The sequence below is a fragment of the Micromonospora sp. NPDC050495 genome (genome assembly GCF_040655175.1).
Lineage (GTDB): Bacteria > Actinomycetota > Actinomycetes > Mycobacteriales > Micromonosporaceae > Micromonospora.
The window spans coordinates 15,286-33,433 of the sequence record NZ_JBFAJK010000028.1; the positions used below are offsets into that span (position 1 = coordinate 15,286).

General features: G+C 72.8%; 13 protein-coding genes. 5 read left to right on the forward strand and 8 right to left on the reverse strand.

The annotated features are described in order from the left end of the window. Positions 1-72: 72 nt before the first annotated feature. The 3 genes from AB0I11_RS23500 to AB0I11_RS23510 all read right to left on the reverse strand — a co-directional run bounded on the left by AB0I11_RS23500 (position 73) and on the right by AB0I11_RS23510 (position 6,069). Positions 73-1,791 (reverse strand): family 43 glycosylhydrolase, encoded by a 1,719-nt coding sequence (locus AB0I11_RS23500; RefSeq protein WP_357324457.1) that lies wholly within the window; start codon positions 1,789-1,791, stop codon positions 73-75. 202 nt (positions 1,792-1,993) lie between these two features. Further along, positions 1,994-4,411, reverse strand: coding sequence for a ricin-type beta-trefoil lectin domain protein (locus tag AB0I11_RS23505; RefSeq protein ID WP_357324275.1), 2,418 nt, complete (start codon positions 4,409-4,411; stop codon positions 1,994-1,996). Positions 4,412-4,548: 137 nt separating this feature from the next. Continuing rightward, a complete protein-coding gene (locus AB0I11_RS23510; protein ID WP_357324278.1) occupies positions 4,549-6,069 on the reverse strand; it encodes an arabinofuranosidase catalytic domain-containing protein in 1,521 nt (506 codons plus the stop codon). Positions 6,070-6,850: 781 nt separating this feature from the next. On the opposite strand from AB0I11_RS23510, the gene AB0I11_RS23515 reads away from it, so the two are divergent. Further along, positions 6,851-8,239, forward strand: coding sequence for a PHB depolymerase family esterase (locus AB0I11_RS23515; RefSeq protein WP_357324281.1), 1,389 nt, complete (start codon positions 6,851-6,853; stop codon positions 8,237-8,239). 69 nt (positions 8,240-8,308) lie between these two features. Here AB0I11_RS23515 and AB0I11_RS23520 read toward each other — a convergent pair whose 3' ends face one another. The 3 genes from AB0I11_RS23520 to AB0I11_RS23530 all read right to left on the reverse strand — a co-directional run bounded on the left by AB0I11_RS23520 (position 8,309) and on the right by AB0I11_RS23530 (position 10,816). Beyond that, positions 8,309-9,127: a PIG-L family deacetylase gene (locus tag AB0I11_RS23520; RefSeq protein ID WP_357324284.1), complete on the reverse strand. Its 819-nt coding sequence runs from the start codon at positions 9,125-9,127 to the stop codon at positions 8,309-8,311. Positions 9,128-9,196: 69 nt separating this feature from the next. After that, positions 9,197-9,811 (reverse strand): dihydrofolate reductase family protein, encoded by a 615-nt coding sequence (locus AB0I11_RS23525; RefSeq protein ID WP_357324287.1) that lies wholly within the window; start codon positions 9,809-9,811, stop codon positions 9,197-9,199. A gap of 105 nt (positions 9,812-9,916) precedes the next feature. Beyond that, entirely contained in the window at positions 9,917-10,816 is a 900-nt protein-coding gene (locus tag AB0I11_RS23530; protein WP_357324290.1) for an alpha/beta hydrolase, read from the reverse strand. Between the two features lie 84 nt (positions 10,817-10,900). Between AB0I11_RS23530 and AB0I11_RS23535 the strand changes: the two genes are divergently transcribed. Together AB0I11_RS23535 and AB0I11_RS23540 are read left to right on the forward strand one after the other, a co-directional pair. After that, complete coding sequence (locus AB0I11_RS23535) at positions 10,901-11,656, forward strand: PIG-L deacetylase family protein (protein WP_357324293.1); 756 nt, start codon at positions 10,901-10,903, stop codon at positions 11,654-11,656. A gap of 72 nt (positions 11,657-11,728) precedes the next feature. Then, positions 11,729-12,415, forward strand: coding sequence for a DNA alkylation repair protein (locus AB0I11_RS23540; RefSeq protein WP_357324296.1), 687 nt, complete (start codon positions 11,729-11,731; stop codon positions 12,413-12,415). A gap of 12 nt (positions 12,416-12,427) precedes the next feature. Here the strand turns inward: AB0I11_RS23540 and AB0I11_RS23545 are convergent, their stop codons facing one another. Continuing rightward, on the reverse strand, positions 12,428-12,946 hold the full coding sequence (locus AB0I11_RS23545; RefSeq protein ID WP_357324299.1) for a hypothetical protein: 519 nt from the start codon (positions 12,944-12,946) through the stop codon (positions 12,428-12,430). An 80-nt stretch (positions 12,947-13,026) separates the two neighbouring features. After that, the gene (locus AB0I11_RS23550; RefSeq protein WP_357324302.1) at positions 13,027-14,541 is read right to left on the reverse strand and encodes a hypothetical protein; all 1,515 of its coding nucleotides are present in this window, start codon (positions 14,539-14,541) and stop codon (positions 13,027-13,029) included. A 203-nt stretch (positions 14,542-14,744) separates the two neighbouring features. Here AB0I11_RS23550 and AB0I11_RS23555 point away from each other — a divergent pair, with 203 nt between their 5' ends. After that, positions 14,745-15,293: a hypothetical protein gene (locus AB0I11_RS23555; RefSeq protein WP_357324305.1), complete on the forward strand. Its 549-nt coding sequence runs from the start codon at positions 14,745-14,747 to the stop codon at positions 15,291-15,293. An 85-nt stretch (positions 15,294-15,378) separates the two neighbouring features. Continuing rightward, on the forward strand, positions 15,379-18,129 hold the full coding sequence (locus tag AB0I11_RS23560) for an AAA family ATPase (RefSeq protein WP_357324308.1): 2,751 nt from the start codon (positions 15,379-15,381) through the stop codon (positions 18,127-18,129). The last annotated feature ends 19 nt before the right edge of the window (positions 18,130-18,148 follow it).

Consider the following 18,148-nt stretch of genomic DNA (forward strand, 5'->3'; position numbering starts at 1 on the left):
GGCAGGCGGCGGAGCATCGGCCCCGCCACCTGCCGCGTAGTGGACCGGGCAGGTCGCTCCGCGCGCCGGTTGTCAGCCGCGCAGGCTCCACTGCTGGTTGGTGTCGCCGTGGCAGTCCCACAGGACGATCTTGGTCCCGTTGGCCGTGCTCCGGTTGGCCGCGTCCAGGCAGCGCCCGGACGGAACGCCGCTGATGGTGCCGTTCGCGTTGACGTTCCACTGCTGGTTGGTCCCGCCGGTGCAGTCCCAGATGATCACGCGGGTGTTGTTCGCCGTACCGGCGCCCTCGGCGTCCAGACACTTGCCGCCGGACACCTGCAACTGCTTGGCCGAGGTGTAGGTCCAGCGCTGCTGGGCGCCGCCCGAGCAGTCGTAGAGCTGCACCTGGGTGCCGTTGGTGGTGCTGGGCACGTCCAAACACCGGCCGGACTGCGCGCCCACGATCTCGGTGGCCAGCGGCGGGTCGCTGGGTGACGGCCCGCCGGCACCGGGGGTGAACCGCCAGTGATTGAGATTGAACAGGTAGCTGCTGCCGCCGGTGAACCGCAGGTAGAGGTCATGGGTGCCGGTGGCTCCGCTGACCGGGCAGGTGGTGTCGGTCCAGGCTTGCCAGCCACCGGTGCCGGCCACCCGGCAGGTCCCTACCAGGGGGCCACCGACGCTGTCCAGGCGCAGCTCGATGCTGCCTCCGCTGCCGCCCGACGCCACCCGGGCCGTGAACGAGGCGGCGCCGGTGCCGAAGCCCGCCCCCTTGACCTTGATGTAGTCCCCGTTCTCGATCCAGCCGACGTTCATTCCGCCCTCGGAGCTCGGCTCGGTCTCCACCCCCGACTCCCAGGCGATGGTCTCGGCCTCCTGCCGGACGTACGGATCCAGCGTCCCGACCTGTGGGGCGCCCGTGGTCGTCATGGTGATCGTGGGGATCGTGCCGTTCGTGCCGTAGCTGAACTTCTCCACCGCTACCGACCGGGTGAAACCACCGCCGCCCGACAGCGCCCCGTTGTGGTAGAAGAAGTACGAGCCGCCCTTGAAGTCGACGATCCCGGGATGGTTGGTGAAGCTGCTGCCCTGGGTCGGCATGATCGTGCCGCGGTAGGTCCACGGCCCCAGCGGGCCCGGCGCCGTGGAGTAGGCGATGAACTCCGAGCAGCACTTGGCCGCGTAGACCAGGTAGTACAGGCCGTTGCGCTTGTAGACCCAGGGCCCTTCCTCGAACAGCGTCGGCCGGCTCGCGTCCCCGCTCCGGGTGCCGAACCCGGCGGTGGTCAACGGGATCTGGGTCGGGCTGCCCGAGTACGAGATCATGTCGGCGTTCAGCTTCACGTACCACAGGTTCGGGTTGCCCCAGTACAGGTACGCCTGGCCGTCGTCGTCGATGAAGACCGTCGGGTCGATCTCCCCGTTGCTCACCAACGGACGCCCGATGGCGTCCCGGAACGGCCCGGTGGGGCTGTCCGCGACCGCCACGCCGATCCCCATCCGGCCGGTCGCGCGGACCGTCATGGGCACGTACCAGTAGAACTTGCCGTTGCGTTGGATCGCCTGCCCGGCCCAGGCGTCGGCGCTGGCCCAACTGAAGCTGGCGAGGTTGAGCGGCGAGCCGTGGTCGGTCCAGTTCACCATGTCGTCGGAGGACCAGACCCGCCACTCCTTCATCGTGAACCAGGTCGAGTTGTCCTCGTCATGGCCGGTGTAGAGGTACACCCGGTTGTTGTAGACCAGCGGTGCCGGGTCGGCCGTGTAGATGGTCTGCACGATCGGGTTGTCCGCCCGGGCGATGCCCGGCAGCATCCCCAACACCGTCAGCAGGCTCACGGCCAGGGCCAGCACCCGCCTGGTGCGGCGGTTGGCCCGCACCGGCGGCGCGGGCCTCCCGTGCTTCCCCGGTACGTCGGCGGGTCGCGCCGCGAGACGCGGTCCGCGCCGGCCGGGCACAAAGGACATTGGCATGTTTGTCACCTTTCGCGAGAGTCGGGGGTGGACGGTTCGGGCCTCAACTCCGGCTCCACTTCTGGTCGTTGCCGCCGGTGCAGCTGGCAAGGACGATCGGGGTGCTGTTGCCGGTGCCGCCGCCGTTGGGGGCGAGGCAGATGCCGGACTGGACGCCGGTGATGGTGCCGTTGCTGTTGACGTTCCACTGCTGGTTGGTGCCGCCGTTGCAGTCCCAGATGATCACCTTGGTGCCGGGGGTGGTGCCCTGGGCGTTGGCGTCCAGGCACTTGCTGCCGTACACCTGCAGCTGCTTGCCGGAGGTGTAGGTCCACTGCTGGTTGGCGCCCCCGTTGCAGTCCCAGAGCGTCACCTGGGTGCCGTTGGTCTGGGACTGGTTGGGCACGTCGAGGCACCGGCCGGCGGCGGTGTTGCGCAGCGAGCCGGTGGTGCCGCCCGGGTCACCACCGGGGCCGGCCACCACGGACAGGTTGTCGAACTGGGCGGTCTGGCCCTGGCTGGTGCCGAAGCCCACCTGGCCGGCCACGAAGGAGGTGTCGCTCGCGGTGCCGACCGTCGTGCCGTCGATCGTCGCGGTGATGGTGCTGCCGGAGAAGCCGAGGGAGAGGCTGTGCCAGCGGTTGGTGCCCAGCGCCGCGACGGTGCCGCTGCGCAGGGTGGTCAGTTGTCCGGCGGTGTTGTTGCGCAGGATCGACCAGGAGCCGCCGTCGGTGACGCGCAGGAAGTAGGCGTTGTAGCGGCCGATGGGATCGAGGTTCGTGGTGCCGACCCGACCCTCCAGCTGCGCGTACCCGGACTTCTCGAGCAGGGCGTCGGCGGAGACGGTGTAGTTGCCCCAGGCCAGGCTGCCGCCGTAGGTGGCCGGGTCGGCGAGGGTCTTCCAGGTGATCGGGGCCTGCGGCGACATCTGCCGCAGGCAGATGCCGGACCGGCCGCCGCCGCAGCCGACGGTTTCGAAGGCGCCCTGCATGTCCTGCAGGTACTTCGGCATCCGGCCGGTGGGGTAGCTGTCGAAGGTGTCCTGGTACGGCAGCCCCAGCGAGCCCTGGGCGGGGCTGGTGGCGGCGCCCTTGCCCTGGCCGGTGGTGGTGGTGATGCTGTAGAGGTAGCCGGGCTGGAGGGTCAGCGAGTACGCGCCGCCCGACGGGGTGATGTCGCTGGTGTGCACGAAGAAGTCGTTGGTGCTGTTCGAGTTGAGGTTGGTCGCCCACACGTGCACCTGGCCGGTGGAGAGGCCGCCGGTGACGCTGACGTTGAGCTGCTGGGCGCTGGTGGCGTCCATCGTCTCGATGATGGTGCTGTAGTCGGTGTTGTTGGTCGACTTCAACGACACGTAGCTGCCGTTGCCGCGGTTGCCGCCGAGGTAGCCGGTGGCGGAGTCCAGGTACTTCCAGCCGGGCGCGGTGAACTGGGCGGTGTGGGCCAGCGCCCAGGTGTTCTTGCCGACGGAGTACCAGCCGGACCAGGGCTGGTTGGCCAGGATCAGCCCGACGGTGGCCCACGGCAGGTTCGGGGTGATCGCCGCGATCAGGTCCCAGTTGAGGTAGGCGACCATCCTGCCGTCGATGTAGCCGCGGTTGATGCCCCGGGCCAGTGGCTTGGCGCCGTCGTTGTAGTCCTGTGAGCCGCCCTCGCTGTCCCACAGCGTCTTGCCGGTGCTGGTGGCGGTGGACGACACCGAGCAGGAGGTCTGCGCGCTGAGGTAGCCACACGGGTAGTGGCCGCTGAGCACGTCGATGCTGTTGCGCAGCGTGGCGTTGCTCGCCACCGCGTTGGCCGGCCCCCAGCTGCCCGGGTAGTCGTCACCGTAGATGATCTTCACGCCGCTGTAGCCGTTGCTGTTCAACGCGCTACGCAGGTTGATGGTCCAGTTCGCGTCGGTCTGCTTCTCGTTCTGCGCGGCGGTGATGTAGTCCATGGTCAGGTTGTGCTGCCGGGCGCAGCCCAGCCAGTCCACGAAGTAGTTGATCATGTCCTGGGACATGAAGGTGCCGTTGCCGATCCACCCCGGGGCACCCCAGGGCAGCGCCGCCAACCTGATGTTGGGGTTGCGGGCCTTGGCCTGCTCCATGATCCACCACTGGTAGCCACGGTTGCAGTTGAGGTCGCCGCGGACGTGCTCGTGGCTCGGCTCGGAGCCGCTGGTGGAGTTCGTGTCCCCGCCCATCTCCACCTTGAGGATCTGCAGCGCGGCGCCGTAGCCGGGCTTGAACAGGTAGTCGAGAATCTGGCCCCGCTGCGGCTCCGGGTAGTCGATGAGCAGTCGACTGTTGCCGCCACCGCCACTGACCGCGCCGACACCGTCGAACGTCTGCCCGCCGGATGATCCGTTGATGGTGATCGACGTCGCGGCCTGGGCCGGCCCGGCGGTCACCGCCACCAGGCCGGTGGTGGCCAGGACCGCGGCGGCCAGCGCCGCCAGCGGTCGTGGTGGACGGAGGAGTGTGCTCAGCCTCGACATACGCGATTCCCTTTCGGTGGTGGTGCGGATGCGCCGGGGCGGGCGGCGGGGTCTGCGGTTGGCCGGTGGGGTGTGGCGACGCCCGGGAGCACGGGCCACCCCAGCCGGATCGGCGGTGGCACGGGGGGTGGCGCTGGTCAGCGGTAGCCGGCCGCGATGACGTCGCTCTGGACCGCGTTCTCGGTCGCGTCGGACGGGTAGCCCGCCACCATGGCGCCCTCGTAGAAGGTGCCCGCGCTGAGGTTGGCGCCTCCGCCGGGCTTGCAGCAGTCGCCGCCGCTGCCCAGGATGATGGCGCCCTGCTTCTTCATCGGGCTGTAGCCGGCCGGCAGCGCGCCGTCGTACAGGGTGTAGAGGCTGCCGGACTGAGCGTTGCTGCCCTTGATGGCGAACCGTGAGGTGCCGTTGTTCTTCAGCGTGGCGGTGACGAACTTGCTGGTGAAGGCGCGCTGGTTGTAGTTCCAGGACTGGCTGCCGCCGGGGTAGAGCCCCCACTCCAGGTCCGCCTGGACCCAGGGGCCGGTGCCGGAGCAGCCGCCGAACCAGCAACTGGTGCTGAAGTTGATCGCGTCCATCGCGCCGGCGGCGTCGGCGGACCGGGTGGTCTCGCTGTTGCCGTAGTCGAAGCAGCAGCCGCTGTTGACGTGGGTGCCGCTGGTGACCATGTACATGCCCTCCGGCGCGCTGCCGGTCGGGATGCCGGTGGTGTGCCCGTCCCGCCAGTAGCTGTTGCCGGGGTTGATGTAGAGCGAGTAGGCCTTGGCGCCGCCGACGGTCAGCGACTCACTGGTCGCGGTGGCCGGCCGGCTGGAGGTGGACCCGGGGACCTGCGGCGAGCCCTGGTACCACAGGTGGTTGCCGCGCCCGGACTGGTCGTAGACGACGGTGATGACGCAGGTGGTGCCGGCGCAGAAGCTGTCCTGGGTCGTCGCGTTGGCGTAGCCACCGGCGCCCAGCACGCCGATGTCACGCGTCGCGCTGTCGGAGGAGCGGCGGACCTGGTAGAGGTTGCCGGCGTACGCGGAGAACAATGCCCGGGTGGTGCTGTGCGCGGCGACGCACGGTGTGCCGCCGGCGGCGTAGATGTCGCACGGCCGGCCGCCGGCCGGCGGCGGCGAGGTGGGCGGCGGGGACGACGGGGTTGTCGAGGTGGTCCACCGCTGGTTGGCCTGGCCGTTACAGGTCCAGAGGATGATCTTGGTGCCGTTGGCGGTGCCGGCGCCGTTGGCGTCCAGGCAGAGTCCGGACTGGACACCGGTGATGGTGCCGTCCGCATTGACGTTCCACTGCTGGTTGAGCTGGCCGTTGCAGGCCCAGATGATCACCTGGGTGCCGGGGCTGGTGCCCTGACCGTTGGCGTCCAGGCAGGTGCCACCGTTCCCGGTGAACTGCCGCGCCGTCGTGTACGTCCAGGTCTGCCCGGCACCGCCCCAACAGTCGTAGAGCTGGACCTGGGTGCCGTTGGTGGTGCTGCCGTTCGGCACGTCGACGCAGCGACCGGACTGCACGCCGACGATCGAACCGGGCCCGGCGGCGGCGACGGCCGGGTGGCTTCGGGCCACCAGGGCCAGGCCGCCGACGACCAGGACGAGCGCCAGCGCCCACCGCAGTGGACGCGACAATGTGGACCGGACGGGCCGGGCGGGAGAGACCACCATGACGGCTCCTCGGATACCTTGGCGCCGCGCCGGTGGCGCGGCCTCATGGGTGATGGCCGCCGATGGATGCGTTAACATCCGCGGCAGGAGCTGATGCCGACGACACCCGGAGGACCGGTGAGTCCTGGCGGGCCAGGCTGCCGGAATGCCTGCGGTGGTGGCGCCTCGGCAGGGATGTTATCGATAACATCGACGTAACCTGATTAAAGCACAGCGGCGTCGATGGCGGGAGTGTTCGGGTGCCCGCGCACGCCGCGAGAAGGCCCGCCGTGAGCTGCGCCCGGATGCCGGGCAGCCCGCCGCCGGCACAGCCCCTGATCAGCGCGACGACGGCGACGGACGGCAGCGCGGCACCGGCGCGCAGGACGTGATCCGCCAGCAAGGGTCGCCGCCGCACCCGCTGTCGCTGCGCCAGCTTGATCTTCGTGCCGGCCGGGACGGCCCGAACCGCGGCCGCAGCGCGCGGCTCCCTCGTCCTCGCATACCGCTCCCCCGATGGCGAAGGCGCCCGCCACGGCGCCCCGCGACCCGACCGGACGGGTGCCACGACTCCAGCCCGCCGGAAGCCGGCCGCGACGGGCCGGCTGCATCGAGTTACGTCGATTGACACTTTGTGGACCGACAGGAACACTATTTGCCATACATCGCCATCCGGAGCCGGGCAGGGCGAGCCACCCCGAACGCGGGCAGGGCGCGATCACCGCGGGGAACCGGGCGTTCCCGCGACCGCACCGCGCGTGCCCGACCTCCGCCTGTACAGGTGATAGAAGGAGTCGTCCCCGTGACCATCAGAAGAAGACTGCTGCTCGTGCTGGCCGCGTCGTTGACCGCCGCCGGCCTGGTGCTACCCACCCTGCGTCCCGCGTACGCGGCGTCGCTGGTCGAGGTGACCAGCTTCGGCGACAACCCCGGCGGGATGCGCATGCATGTCTACGTTCCCGACTCCCGCCCGGCCCGACCGGCGACCGTGGTGGCCATGCACGGCTGCGGTGGATCGGGCCCCGGCTTCTACTCCGGCAGCGAATTCGCCAGCCTCGCCGACCGGTACGGCTTCATCGTGATCTACCCGACCGCGACCCAGCAGGCCGGCTTCGGCAACTGCTTCGACACCTGGTCCGACGCTGCCAAGCGGCGCGGCGGCGGCAGCGACCCGGTGTCGATCATCTCCATGATCCAGTACGTGCAGCAGCGGTACAGCGCCGACCCCGACCGGGTCTACGCCACCGGCAGCTCGTCCGGCGGCATGATGACCAACCACATGCTGGCCCTCTACCCCGACGTGTTCAAGGCCGGCGCCGCCTTCATGGGGGTGCCCTTCAACTGCTTCGCCAACGCGGCGGACTACCCGCCCGGTTCCAGCCAGTGCACCGGCGGCAACATGAACCGGACGCCGCAGCAGTGGGGCGACGCCGTCCGCCAGGCCTACCCCGGCTACACCGGCCCTCGCCCGCGGGTGCAGCTGTGGCACGGCACCAGTGACACGCTCGTGCCGTACCAGCTGCTGCAGGAGACCATCGAGCAGTGGACCAACGTGTTCGGGCTCAGCCAGACGCCGACCTCCACCGACACGCCGCAGACCAACTGGAACCGCCGCCGGTACGCCGACGCGGGCGGGACCGTCCAGGTCGAGGCGTACAGCATCCAGGGCGCCGGGCACAGCCTGCCGTCCAGCGGCATGGCCGCCGTCGCCATCGGCTTCTTCGGCCTGACCGCCCCGCCCAGCCCGACCGTCTCGGCGAGCCCGACGATCTCGGCGAGCCCCACGACCTCGCCGAGCCCGACGCTGTCGCCGAGCCCGACCCTCTCCCCGAGCCCGACGTTCTCCCCGAGCCCGACGGGATCGCCGGGCGGCGGGGCCTGCCGGGTGGCCGTGGCCGTCAACGCCTGGAACAACGGGCTGACCGAGAACATCATCGTCACCAACACCGGCACGAGCACCGTCAACGGCTGGTCCCTGGGGTTCACCCTGCCCGGCGGGCAGACCATCACCTCGGGCTGGAACGCCTCCTACTCCCCCGCCTCCGGCCAGGTCACGGCCCGGAACGTCGCCTACAACCCCACCATCCCGGCCAACGGATCCGTCACCATCGGCTTCCAGGCCACGCACACCGGTAACCCGGCCGCGCCGACCTCGTTCACCCTCAACGGCGCGCCCTGCACGATCGGCTGACGCCGGGCCACGCCGGGGATGCTCAACCCGTGGGCATCCCCGGCGTGCCGGCCGGTACCGGTCTCCCGGTCAGCGCAGCCCGGCGAACAGGTCGTCCTCCGGAACGGGCGCACCGGTGCTGTCCCGGACCCGGACGAAGGTCTCCACGCCCATCAGCTCGGTGAACCGCTCCTCGCCCAGTTGCAGGAAGAAGATGTTCTCGGCCTGGCTGGCGTGCGCGGCCAGCGACTCGAACTTCTGCCCGCCGTAGGCGCTGATGTCCACCCAGGTGGTGATCTCGTCGTCCGGCAGGCCCAGCTCCGGCTGCCCGTCCGGCTCGGGGAACTCGACGCCGATCTCCTTCATGACCTGCCCGAACTGCCGGAACGCGCTGCGCGGCACGGTGGTCCAGTAGACCTTCGCGGGGATGCCCGTCTGCTCGACGGCGGCCATCGTGACCCGGTGGGCCTGGATGTGGTCCGGGTGGCCGTAGAAGCCGTTCTCGTCGTAGGTCACCACCACGTCGGGCCGGTAACGCCGGATCAACTCGGCCAGCCGGTCGGCCGCCGCCGCCACCGGGGTGGTCCAGAAGGCCCCGGGGGCGTCGTTGGCCGGCCACCCCATCATCCCGGAGTCGGCATAGCCGAGCGTCTCCAGGTGGGTGACCTTCAACGCCGCGCAACTGGCCGTCAGCTCGGCCTGGCGCATCGTCACCACCGTGCCCGGGTCGTGCCCCGGCTCGCCCGGCTTGGTCCCGCCGGGCCCGTCGCCGCACCGACCGTCCGTGCAGGTCACCAGCACCGTCGTCACGCCCTCCGCCGCGTAACGGGCGAGGATCCCGCCGGTGCTCGTCGCCTCGTCGTCGGGGTGCGCGTGCACCGCCATCAGGGTCAATGGTCGTTCAGCCATCCCACCACCTTAGGCCGACCGCCACACCCCGACGGCCGACCCGGACCGCGACGTCCCGGCGGTGGCCGTTCAGTTGCCCGACGGCACCTGGTCCCGGACGTCGTCGTAGCCGACCTTGCCCGGCGCCTCGGCCGGGGCGTAGATCACCCGCAGCACACCCGTCGGGAACACCTCGGTCGCGGTCACCCGCAGGTGATACGGCGTGTCGCCGTCGTCGAACAGCTTGCGCCCCTTGCGCGCGGCGACCGGGTGCACCAGCAGGCGCAGCTCGTCGACCAGCCCGGCCGCGAGCAGCTGCTGCACCACGGAGATGGACCCGGGGATGAGGATGCCCTTGCTGCCGGCGTCGGCCTTGAGCGCGCGGACGGCCGCCACGAGATCGCCGTCGACCAGCTCCGAGTTGCGCCAGGAGAAGGTCAGCGGCTGCCGCGAGACGACCACCTTGCGCACGTCACCGAGCTGCTTGGCGAAGCCGGCGTCGTCGCCGCCCGCGGCCTCCCGCTCGGGCCAGGCCCCGGCGAAGCTGTCGTACGTCACCCGGCCGATGAGCAGCACGTCGGCGGTGTCGTAGTCCTCGGTGACGGCCCGGCCCATGTTCTCGTCGAAGTACGGGAAGTGCCAGTCCGGGTCGATTTCGGCGACACCGTCGGCGGAGATGAACAGCGTGGAGATGACCTTTGCCATCGGAAGTCCCTTCAAGTCGCGTCCAGTCGACGGGTAGACCGTCGCAGCATTCCAAACTCATCGGCGGGCCACCGACCCGTTTCGGCGCGAACCCCTCCCGGCGGGTCACCACCGGCGCAGCGCGGCGGCCAGCTGGGCCAGGGCGAGGTGGGCGGCGTCGAAGAGGGCGAGCTTGCGCGGGAAGTTGTGGATGAGCCCCTGGTAGCGGGTGGCGGTGACCGGCACGCCGGCCGCCAACAGCGCGGCGGCGTACCGTTCCCCCTCGGCGGCCAGCAGGTCGAGCTCGGCCGTGATGACCACGGCCGGCGGCAGGCCGGTGAGGTCCGCGCGCAGCGGGTCCAGGTCCGGGTGGGTCCGGTCCACCCCGGCGGGCGCGTACGCGTCCCAGAAGAACCGCATCTCCTCCCGGTCCAGGCCGTACTCGTCCAGCGGCGGGTAGTCGGCCGCGGGGTCGATGACCGGGCAGCTGAGCAGCTGGCCGGCCAGGCGGATGCCCGCGTCCCGGGCCCGCCGCGCGGTCACCGCCGCCAGGTGCCCGCCCACCGAGTCACCGGCCACCGCGATCCGGCCCGGGTCGAGGCCGTACCCCACCGCCCCGGGCCCGCGCAGCCAGCCGAGCGCGCCCGCCATGTCGTCGACCGCGGCCGGGTACGGGTGCTCGGGGGCGAGCCGGTAGTCGACGGAGAGCACGGCCCAGCCGGACGCGGCCGCGAGGTGCCGGCACCACCCGTCGTGGGTCTCGACGCCGCCCATCACCCAGCCGCCGCCGTGGGCGTAGAGGACCACCGGCAGCGGGTCGTCGCCGGCGTCGCGGTAGAGGCGGGCGGGCACCCCGCCCGCGTCGACGCTCACCACCGAGCGGATCGCCGGCCCGCCGCCCACCTCGTCGGGCGTGGCCCGGACCATGCTCAGCCGCGCCGCCGGCAGGGTCGCCCGGGTGAGCGGGACCCGCTGCTGGACCTGCATCGCGGCCCGTGCCTGCGGGTGCAGCCGACTGGGGTCCACCCGCCCAGTATCGCTGCCCGGCCGAGGTACGGGTCGGCGACACGGCGGTGCCGGATCGGCGCGGCGGCGGCTACGGTGGGCAACGTGGAGGAGTTGCTGCCGGCACTGCCGGAGGACTGGGACCGCTGCCTCGCGGTGGCCGCGCACCCCGACGACATCGAGTACGGCACGGCCTCGGCGATCGCCCGCTGGACCGCGCAGGGCAAGCAGGTCACCTACCTGCTGGCCACCCGGGGCGAAGCGGGGATCGACGCCGTGCACCCCGACGAGGCCGGGCCGTTGCGCGAGCGGGAGCAGCGCGCCGCCGCCCGGGAGGTCGGCGTGGACGTCGTGGAGTTCCTCGCACACCGCGACGGCGTCGTCGAGTACGGGCCGGACCTGCGTCGGGACATCGTCCGGGCGATCCGCCGGCACCGGCCGGACGTCATCGTCTCCGGCGCGTTCGACATCCGGATGGTGGGCGGCATGACCAACCAGGCCGATCACCGGGCGGTGGGGCTGGCCGCGTTGGACGCGGCGCGCGACGCCGGCAACCGGTGGATCTTCACCGAGCTGGCGGACGAGGGGCTGTCGCCCTGGGACGGGGTGCGCTACGTCTGCTTCGCCGGCGCCGAGCGCCCCACGCACGGTGTCGACGTCACGGGTGAGCCGTTGCGGCGCGGCATCGCCTCGCTGGCCGCGCACGCCGAGTACACCAAGGGCCTGGGCGTGGCAGGCCCCGAACCCGGGCCGTTCCTCACCTGGGCGGCCCGGCTGGGCGGGCCGGCGCTGGGCGTGGCCGAGGCCGTCCTGTTCGACGTGCACGCCCTCCGGTTTGAGGGCCCACCGCCCTGGCTGTGAGCCGGCCCCGGCTGAGGCTGGTGGGCGGGCCCCTCGGGGCGCCGGATCGGACGTACGGGACAGGAGGCTGCGGTGGTTGGGACGACACCCACCGGGACGACGGTGACCGAGGTGCTGGCCGAGCTCGCCGCGCTCGATGACCCGAAGGCCCGCGCGGTCAACAGCAGGCACGGTGACGACCACGGGGTGAACCTCGGCAGCCTGCGCACGCTCGCCAAGCGGCTCGGTACGCAGCCAGAGCTGGCGCGCCAACTCTGGCGCAGCGGTGACAGCGCGGCGCGGCTGCTGGCAATCCTGATCTGCCGGCCGAAGGCGTTCGAGCCGGACGAGTTGGACGGGATGCTCCGCGAGGCGCGCACCCCGAAGGTGCACGACTGGCTGGTCAACTACGTGGTGAAGAAGAGCCCGCACGCCGAGCGGCTGCGCCTGGCCTGGTCCGCGGACGCGGATCCGGTGGTGGCCAGTGCGGGCTGGGCACTGACCACCGAGCGCGTGGCGCGCCGGCCCGCGGGCCTCGATCTCGCGGGTCTGCTCGACGTCATCGAGGCGGAGTTGAAGCCGGCGCCGGAGCGCCTGCAGTGGGCGATGAACCACTGTCTGGCGCAGATCGGCATCGACCATCCCGAGCACCGGGCGCGGGCGATCGCCATCGGCGAGCGGCTGGCGGTGCTCAAGGACTACCCGACCTCGCCGGGCTGCACGTCCCCGTACGCGCCCGCCTGGATCGCCGAGATGGTGCGCCGCCAGCACGGCGGCTAGCTGGCGCGGGCGCTACACCTTGCCCTGCAGGACCTTGCCCAGCCGGAGCGCGGCGTCCTTGCGCTTGTCCGGGTCGCTGATGCTCACCTTGATCCCGCAGAAGTCGCCGCTGCGGCACGGGAACCACAGCTCACCGTGGATGTCGTTGTAGGTGGCCCCGTCGGCGGATCCGCTCACCGGGCTGCCGGCATCGGCCACCGCCTCGTACTGCTCCTTGGGCAGCACGGTCGCGGAGACCGCCTCCACGATGCCGTCCTTGGGCCCGGAGGACGCCGTCCAGATGCACCCGCCGAGCGCGTAGTCGTGCTGCCCGCCGTCGTTCGGGCCGATCACCTCGGCGACCTCGTTCGCCGGCAGGCGCCCGCACTCGTCGCCGTCGGCGCCGGTCCCGGCGTCGGCGGCCTCGTCCCCGGCCGCCGGCACGCGCACCGGTCCGGACGCGGCCGGGCCGCCGTCGCTGCCACACGCCACGACCAGGGTGAGCGCGCCTCCGACGAGCGCGACCTGGGCCAGCTTCCTGAACATCCCCATGGGTCATTCCTTCCTGATCGGTTCGCCTGTCGGTCCCGGTCGCGACTTCGTCGGGCCCGGGCCGGATGTCTCGGTGGCCGTCAGTCCCGGCAGAGGGGCACGTCCGGTTCGACGACGGTGCGGTTCACGATGTCCTTCTTGACGAAGTCGGCCTCCTTCGGCACGGAGACCTTCAGCACGTGCTCGATGGCCTTCGCCAACGGTTCGGACATGCTGATGCCCTCCCCGGCGCGGACGGTGGCGACCAGCGTGGACCCGCGGCACTTCACCGCCGGTCCGGCCAGCGGCAGCCCCACCCGGCCGGCCGCCGAACCGTTGGTCAGGCCCACCGAGGCCACGATCGCGACGAACGGCCCGGCCCCCGCCACCGGCAGGCCGATCAGGAACCCGAAGCGGAACTCGACCGCGAGGACGATCGCCTCGACGCCGATGGACACGCCGCGCAGGGACTGCATGATGCTCTCCCGCACGGAGAAGGTGGGCGTCAGCACGGACGAGCCGGCGTAGCCGATCGGCCCGGCGAGTCCCCATCGGCCGGTCGCGGAGATGTTGCCGTTCTTCGCCGTGAACGCCGTCTCGACGAGGAACTTGAAGGTCTGTTTCAACGTGGCGGGGAAGCCGCCGATGATGATGGGCTGCTTCACCTCGATCGGAAACTCGATCTTCGCCTTCTTGTTGTCGCTGAGCCCGCCCTGTGCGCCGGCGGCGATCGTCACGGCGAGTCCCTCGACCCCGTCGATGCGGAACGAGGGGTGCGGGATGACGCCGTTGGTCACCCGCAGGTCACCGCGGACGCGCAGGTTGCGGACCAGCAACTGGATGTCGAAGTCGACCCGCAGGCCGGCCGCGGCGGTCGAGTGCTCGGCGCTGAGCCCCAGCTTCGCGTTGTCCTTGTAGGCCGTCACGTCCCAGGCGCCGACCTTCCGTTTGGCGCTGCTGGCCGCGCCCGCTCCCGGCGCGCGGGCCGGCCCGAGCGCGAGCGGCGGCACGGCGAGCCGCAGACCGCCCGCCCCGATGGCGTTCGTGCCCAGCCCGGTGGCCTGCTCGGGGTCCGGCAGGACCGGCGTGGCGGGTGCCTCGCCGGCGACCTCCCCCAGCAGGTCGGGCAGCGGGCCGAAGGTCTGCGCCTGGAGATCCAGCGCCTGGTCGATGGTGAAGTGGCCGTCGCGTACCACGTCGGTCAGCTCGACGGGGGCCAGGGTGACCGCCAGGTCGCCCCGGGCCCGTTCGACCCGCACCACCCGGCCGAGCGCCTCGCTCGTGGCGAACATGATCTTTCCGGGCGCGAGATCGCCCACGCCGGCGGCGTCACCGTCGAGCACGTAGGTGAACCCGTCCGCGCTCACCGAGCGGATCGCGTCGCCGCCCCCGGCGACGAGCACGACGTCCGGCTGGTACACCACCGAGCGGTCCGGCCTGGGGGCGTACCCGTACCGCCGGTCCGCCGCGTCGGCGGGGCCGGAACGGGCCGGGTCGAGCATCCCGCACCCGGCGGTCAGCGCGACGAGACAGACCAGTGCGGCGGCGCCGGCGAGCCGGTGACGGAGCAGGCCGGCCGGGCCGGCGCGCTCGGGTCGGGACGCTTGGGTGCTCATGCCCGCCGACGCTAGGCGCGAGGGCCCCGCCACCGAATCGGGTGATTCCCTATGCAGAGCCGGCTCCGGCCGAAGGAGAGGGAAACCCCCGATTCCTCACGGCCCGTCGGGTCCTACCGTTCGACGCATCACCTGGCGCCGCTCGCCGAGCCGGTCGGCGGGTCTGTTCGACGGCCGGTCCGACGATGGGGAGATCCGCGACGATGAACGACACCCGCCCGTACCGCCGACTCGCCGCGCTGGCCCTGGCCACGCTCCCGCTGCTCGCCGGGGTCGGCTGCGCCGGCTCCGACAGCGCACCCCGATCCGCGCCCCCCGCCACCGACCAGCCGGCCGGCGCCGACGCGCCCACGGTCGCCACGGAGGAGGCCGCCCCCAGCCCGGCCGCCGCCGTCGACCCGTGCGCGCTGGTGTCCAAGGCGGAGGCGGAGCGGCTGGCCGGCACCGCCCTGGCGGACGCGAAGCCGGTCCAGGACAGCTGCACCTACTCCGGCCCGGTCACCGGCCCGACCGCCCAGGTGGAGGTCTACGTCGGCGACGGGGCGAAGAAGTACCTCGACATCGAACGCGACCTCGGGCACGAACTGCGGCCGCTGTCGGGTGTCGGTGACGAGGCGTACGCCACCGGCGAGGCGGTCTTCGTCAACAAGTCCGGCCGCTGGGTGACCGTCCGGCTGGTACGCCTCAACGACCCGGCCGAGAACCGCAAGCCACTGGAGACGGTCGCCCGTACGGTCGCCGGCCGGCTCTGAGCCCACCGGATTCATCCGGATCGGCAGTCCGGGCCCACCGGAGCGGTCCTGGTTCGTGGTCCGGGCCCGTGCCAGTATTGATCACGTGCTGGGCGAGACCGTCGGCCGCGACGCGGTGATCGACCAGGCGTGGCGCTGTCTCGGCGAGACCGGCGTGGTGCTGCTGGACGGGCCCGCCGGCATCGGGAAGACGACCCTGTGGCGGGCGCTGGTGGCCCAGGCGGAGCGGGCGGGGTGGCTGGTGCTCGCCTGCGCGCCGACCGAATCCGAGCGGGATCTGCCGTTCGCGGCGCTGGCCGACGTGCTCCGCCCTCTCGCCGCGCAGGCGGCCGGGCTGCCCGGCCCGCAGCGCCGCGCCGCCGAGATGGTGCTGCTCTCCGCCGACAGCGACGAGCCGGTCGACGAGCGGGTCATCGGCGCCGCCACCCGCTCGCTGCTGGACGCGGCGGTGGACAGCGGGGCGCCGGTGCTGGTCGCGATCGACGACGCGCCGTGGCTGGACCGGGCCAGCGAACGGGCCCTGCGGTTCGCGCTGCGCCGGGTGACGCCCCGGCTGGCCACGCTGGTCACCTGCCGCCGGGCCGAGGCGGGGCCGGAGGTCGTGCCACTCGGGCTGGGCCAGGGCCCAGCCGGCGGCCGGCTCACCCGGATCGGCGTGGAGCCGTTGGGGGTGGGGGCGCTGCACCACATCCTGCGCAACCGGCTCGGCGCCGCGCTGGGCCGTCCGCTGCTGGCCCGGATCGCCCGGGACGCGGGCGGCAACCCGCTGCTCGCGATCGAGCTGGCCCGGGCCGTGCTGCGGCTGCCCCGGCCGCCGTCGCCGGGCGAGGACCTGCCGGTGGCCACCTCGATGCAGCAGCTGCTCGGCGAGGTGCTGGCCGGGTTGCCCACCGAGACCCTGCACGCGGTGCGGTTGGCGGCGCTGCTCGCCGTCCCGACGCTGCGCGACCTGACCGCCGCCGGGGTGCGGCCGGCCGCGTTCGACCCGGCGGAGGAGGCCGGGCTGCTCGTCGTGACGCCGGTCGCGGTCGAGTTCACCCATCCGGTGTACGCGTCGACGGTCCGCTCGGCCAGCTCGCCGGGAATCCGCCGCCGGCTGCACCGGGCGCTGGCCGACGTCGTCGCCGACCCGGACGAGCGGGCCCGTCACCTCGCGCTCTGCACGGTCGGCCCGGACCTCGCGGTCGCCGGCGTGATCGCCCGCGCCGCCGAGCGGCAGCACGCCCGGGGCGCGCCGGAGGTCGCCGCGCAGCTCTTCGAGCGGGCCGTGGCGCTCGTCCCGGCCCAGGATCCGGCCGGCCGGGGCCGGCTGCGGCTGTCCGCGGCGCGCTGCCGGTACGACAGCGGCGACTACGCGGCGGCGGGCGCCGCGGCCGAGACGATCGCCGACGAGTTCGCCGGTGAGCTGCGCGCCGAGTCGCTGCTGTTGCGGGCGATCGTGGCGTGGAGCGCCGACGAGCCGGGCGAGGTGGCGGTCGGGGCGGCCGAGCGGGCGCTGGCGGCGGTGCCGCCGCAGTCGCCGCTGGCCGGGCGGATCCACGCGCACCTGGCCGGGTTCCGCGACGCGCCGGGGCCCGCGCGTCGGCACGCGGAGGCGGCCGTCGCCCTGCTCGCTGATCGGGCGGACGACCGCGGGCTGGCCGCCGCCGCGCTGCTGCAGTTGTTCTTCCAGGAGGTACGGGCCGGGCGCCCGGCCCGTACCGAGCTGATGGACCGGGCGCTGGCGATGGAGGGCGACGAGCCGTCCTGGCTGGCCGGCACGATACCCGCGGTCTGGTGGAAGTCCATCGACGACGCCGACCGGGCCCGGCAGCGGTTGCACTGGATGCTCGGCCGGGCCACCGCGCGCGGCGATCAGCCGTTGCAGCACGAGCTGCTCAGTCATCTCGGCGAGACCGAGCTGCTGGCCGGCTGCTGGCCGGCCGCCGAGCGGCACGTCGCCGCGGCCCGGGATCTCGGCGAGCAGCTCGGCACCGGGCTCAACGGTGAGCGGTGGCTGGCGGGGCTGCTCGACGCGCACCGGGGCAGGCTGGCCGAGGCCGGCGCGGTCGCCGAGGCCGGGCTGCGACGCGCCGAGGACACCGGCGACGGCTGGGTCCGCCGGATCTACCGGCACCTGGCCGCCTTCGTGGCGCTCTGCGCGGGCCGCACGGACGAGGCCGCCCGGGCGTACGGCAGCCTCGCCGCCGACGTCGACGAGCTGGGCCTGGTCGAGCCGCTCGCGCAGCGCTTCGAGCCGGACTGGATCGAGGCGTGCGTGCGCGCCGGTGACCTGGCGACGGCCCGCACGGCGCTGGCCCGGCTCGCGGAGCGGCACGAACGGCTGTCCCGGCCGTGGACGACGCTGGGGCTGGCCCGCAGCCGGGTGTTGCTGGACAGCGCGAGCGGGGTCGACCCGCTGGCCGCGCTCGACGCACTCGCCGCGGCGCGGGCGAGCGTGCCGGTGGGGGTGCTGCCGCTGGACCGCGCCCGTTGCCTGCTCGTCGCCGGCGTCGTGCACCGGCGGGCCCGGCGCAAGCGGGCGGCGCGGGACGCGCTGCGCGCCGCCGCGACGGAGTTCGACGCGATCGGCGCGCGGGCCTTCGCGGAGCGGGCCCGCGCGGAGCAGGGCCGGATCGGCGGTCGTCCCCCGGCCCCGCTGGAGCTGACCGCGACGGAGGAGCGGGTGGCGCGGCTCGCCGCCCAGGGCCGGACCAACCGGCACATCGCCGACGAGCTGTTCATCAGCCCGAAGACGGTGGAGGCGAACCTGGCCCGCGTCTACCGGAAGCTGGGCATCGCCAGCCGGGCCGAGCTGGGCGCCGCGATGGCCGGCCGGCCGGCGGACAATCGCTAGGGAAACGCCGGATTCCTCG

What these genes read in the sequence shown, in the direction of transcription:
- AB0I11_RS23500 (WP_357324457.1), bottom strand. Translation starts at nt 1,791, where the DNA reads ATGCTGCCGGGCATCGCCCGGGCGGACAACCCGATCGTGCAGACCATC.
- AB0I11_RS23505 (WP_357324275.1), bottom strand. Translation starts at nt 4,411, where the DNA reads ATGTCGAGGCTGAGCACACTCCTCCGTCCACCACGACCGCTGGCGGCG.
- AB0I11_RS23510 (WP_357324278.1), bottom strand. Translation starts at nt 6,069, where the DNA reads ATGGTGGTCTCTCCCGCCCGGCCCGTCCGGTCCACATTGTCGCGTCCA.
- AB0I11_RS23520 (WP_357324284.1), bottom strand. Translation starts at nt 9,127, where the DNA reads ATGGCTGAACGACCATTGACCCTGATGGCGGTGCACGCGCACCCCGAC.
- AB0I11_RS23525 (WP_357324287.1), bottom strand. Translation starts at nt 9,811, where the DNA reads ATGGCAAAGGTCATCTCCACGCTGTTCATCTCCGCCGACGGTGTCGCC.
- AB0I11_RS23545 (WP_357324299.1), bottom strand. Translation starts at nt 12,946, where the DNA reads ATGGGGATGTTCAGGAAGCTGGCCCAGGTCGCGCTCGTCGGAGGCGCG.
- AB0I11_RS23550 (WP_357324302.1), bottom strand. Translation starts at nt 14,541, where the DNA reads ATGAGCACCCAAGCGTCCCGACCCGAGCGCGCCGGCCCGGCCGGCCTG.
- AB0I11_RS23555 (WP_357324305.1), top strand. Translation starts at nt 14,745, where the DNA reads ATGAACGACACCCGCCCGTACCGCCGACTCGCCGCGCTGGCCCTGGCC.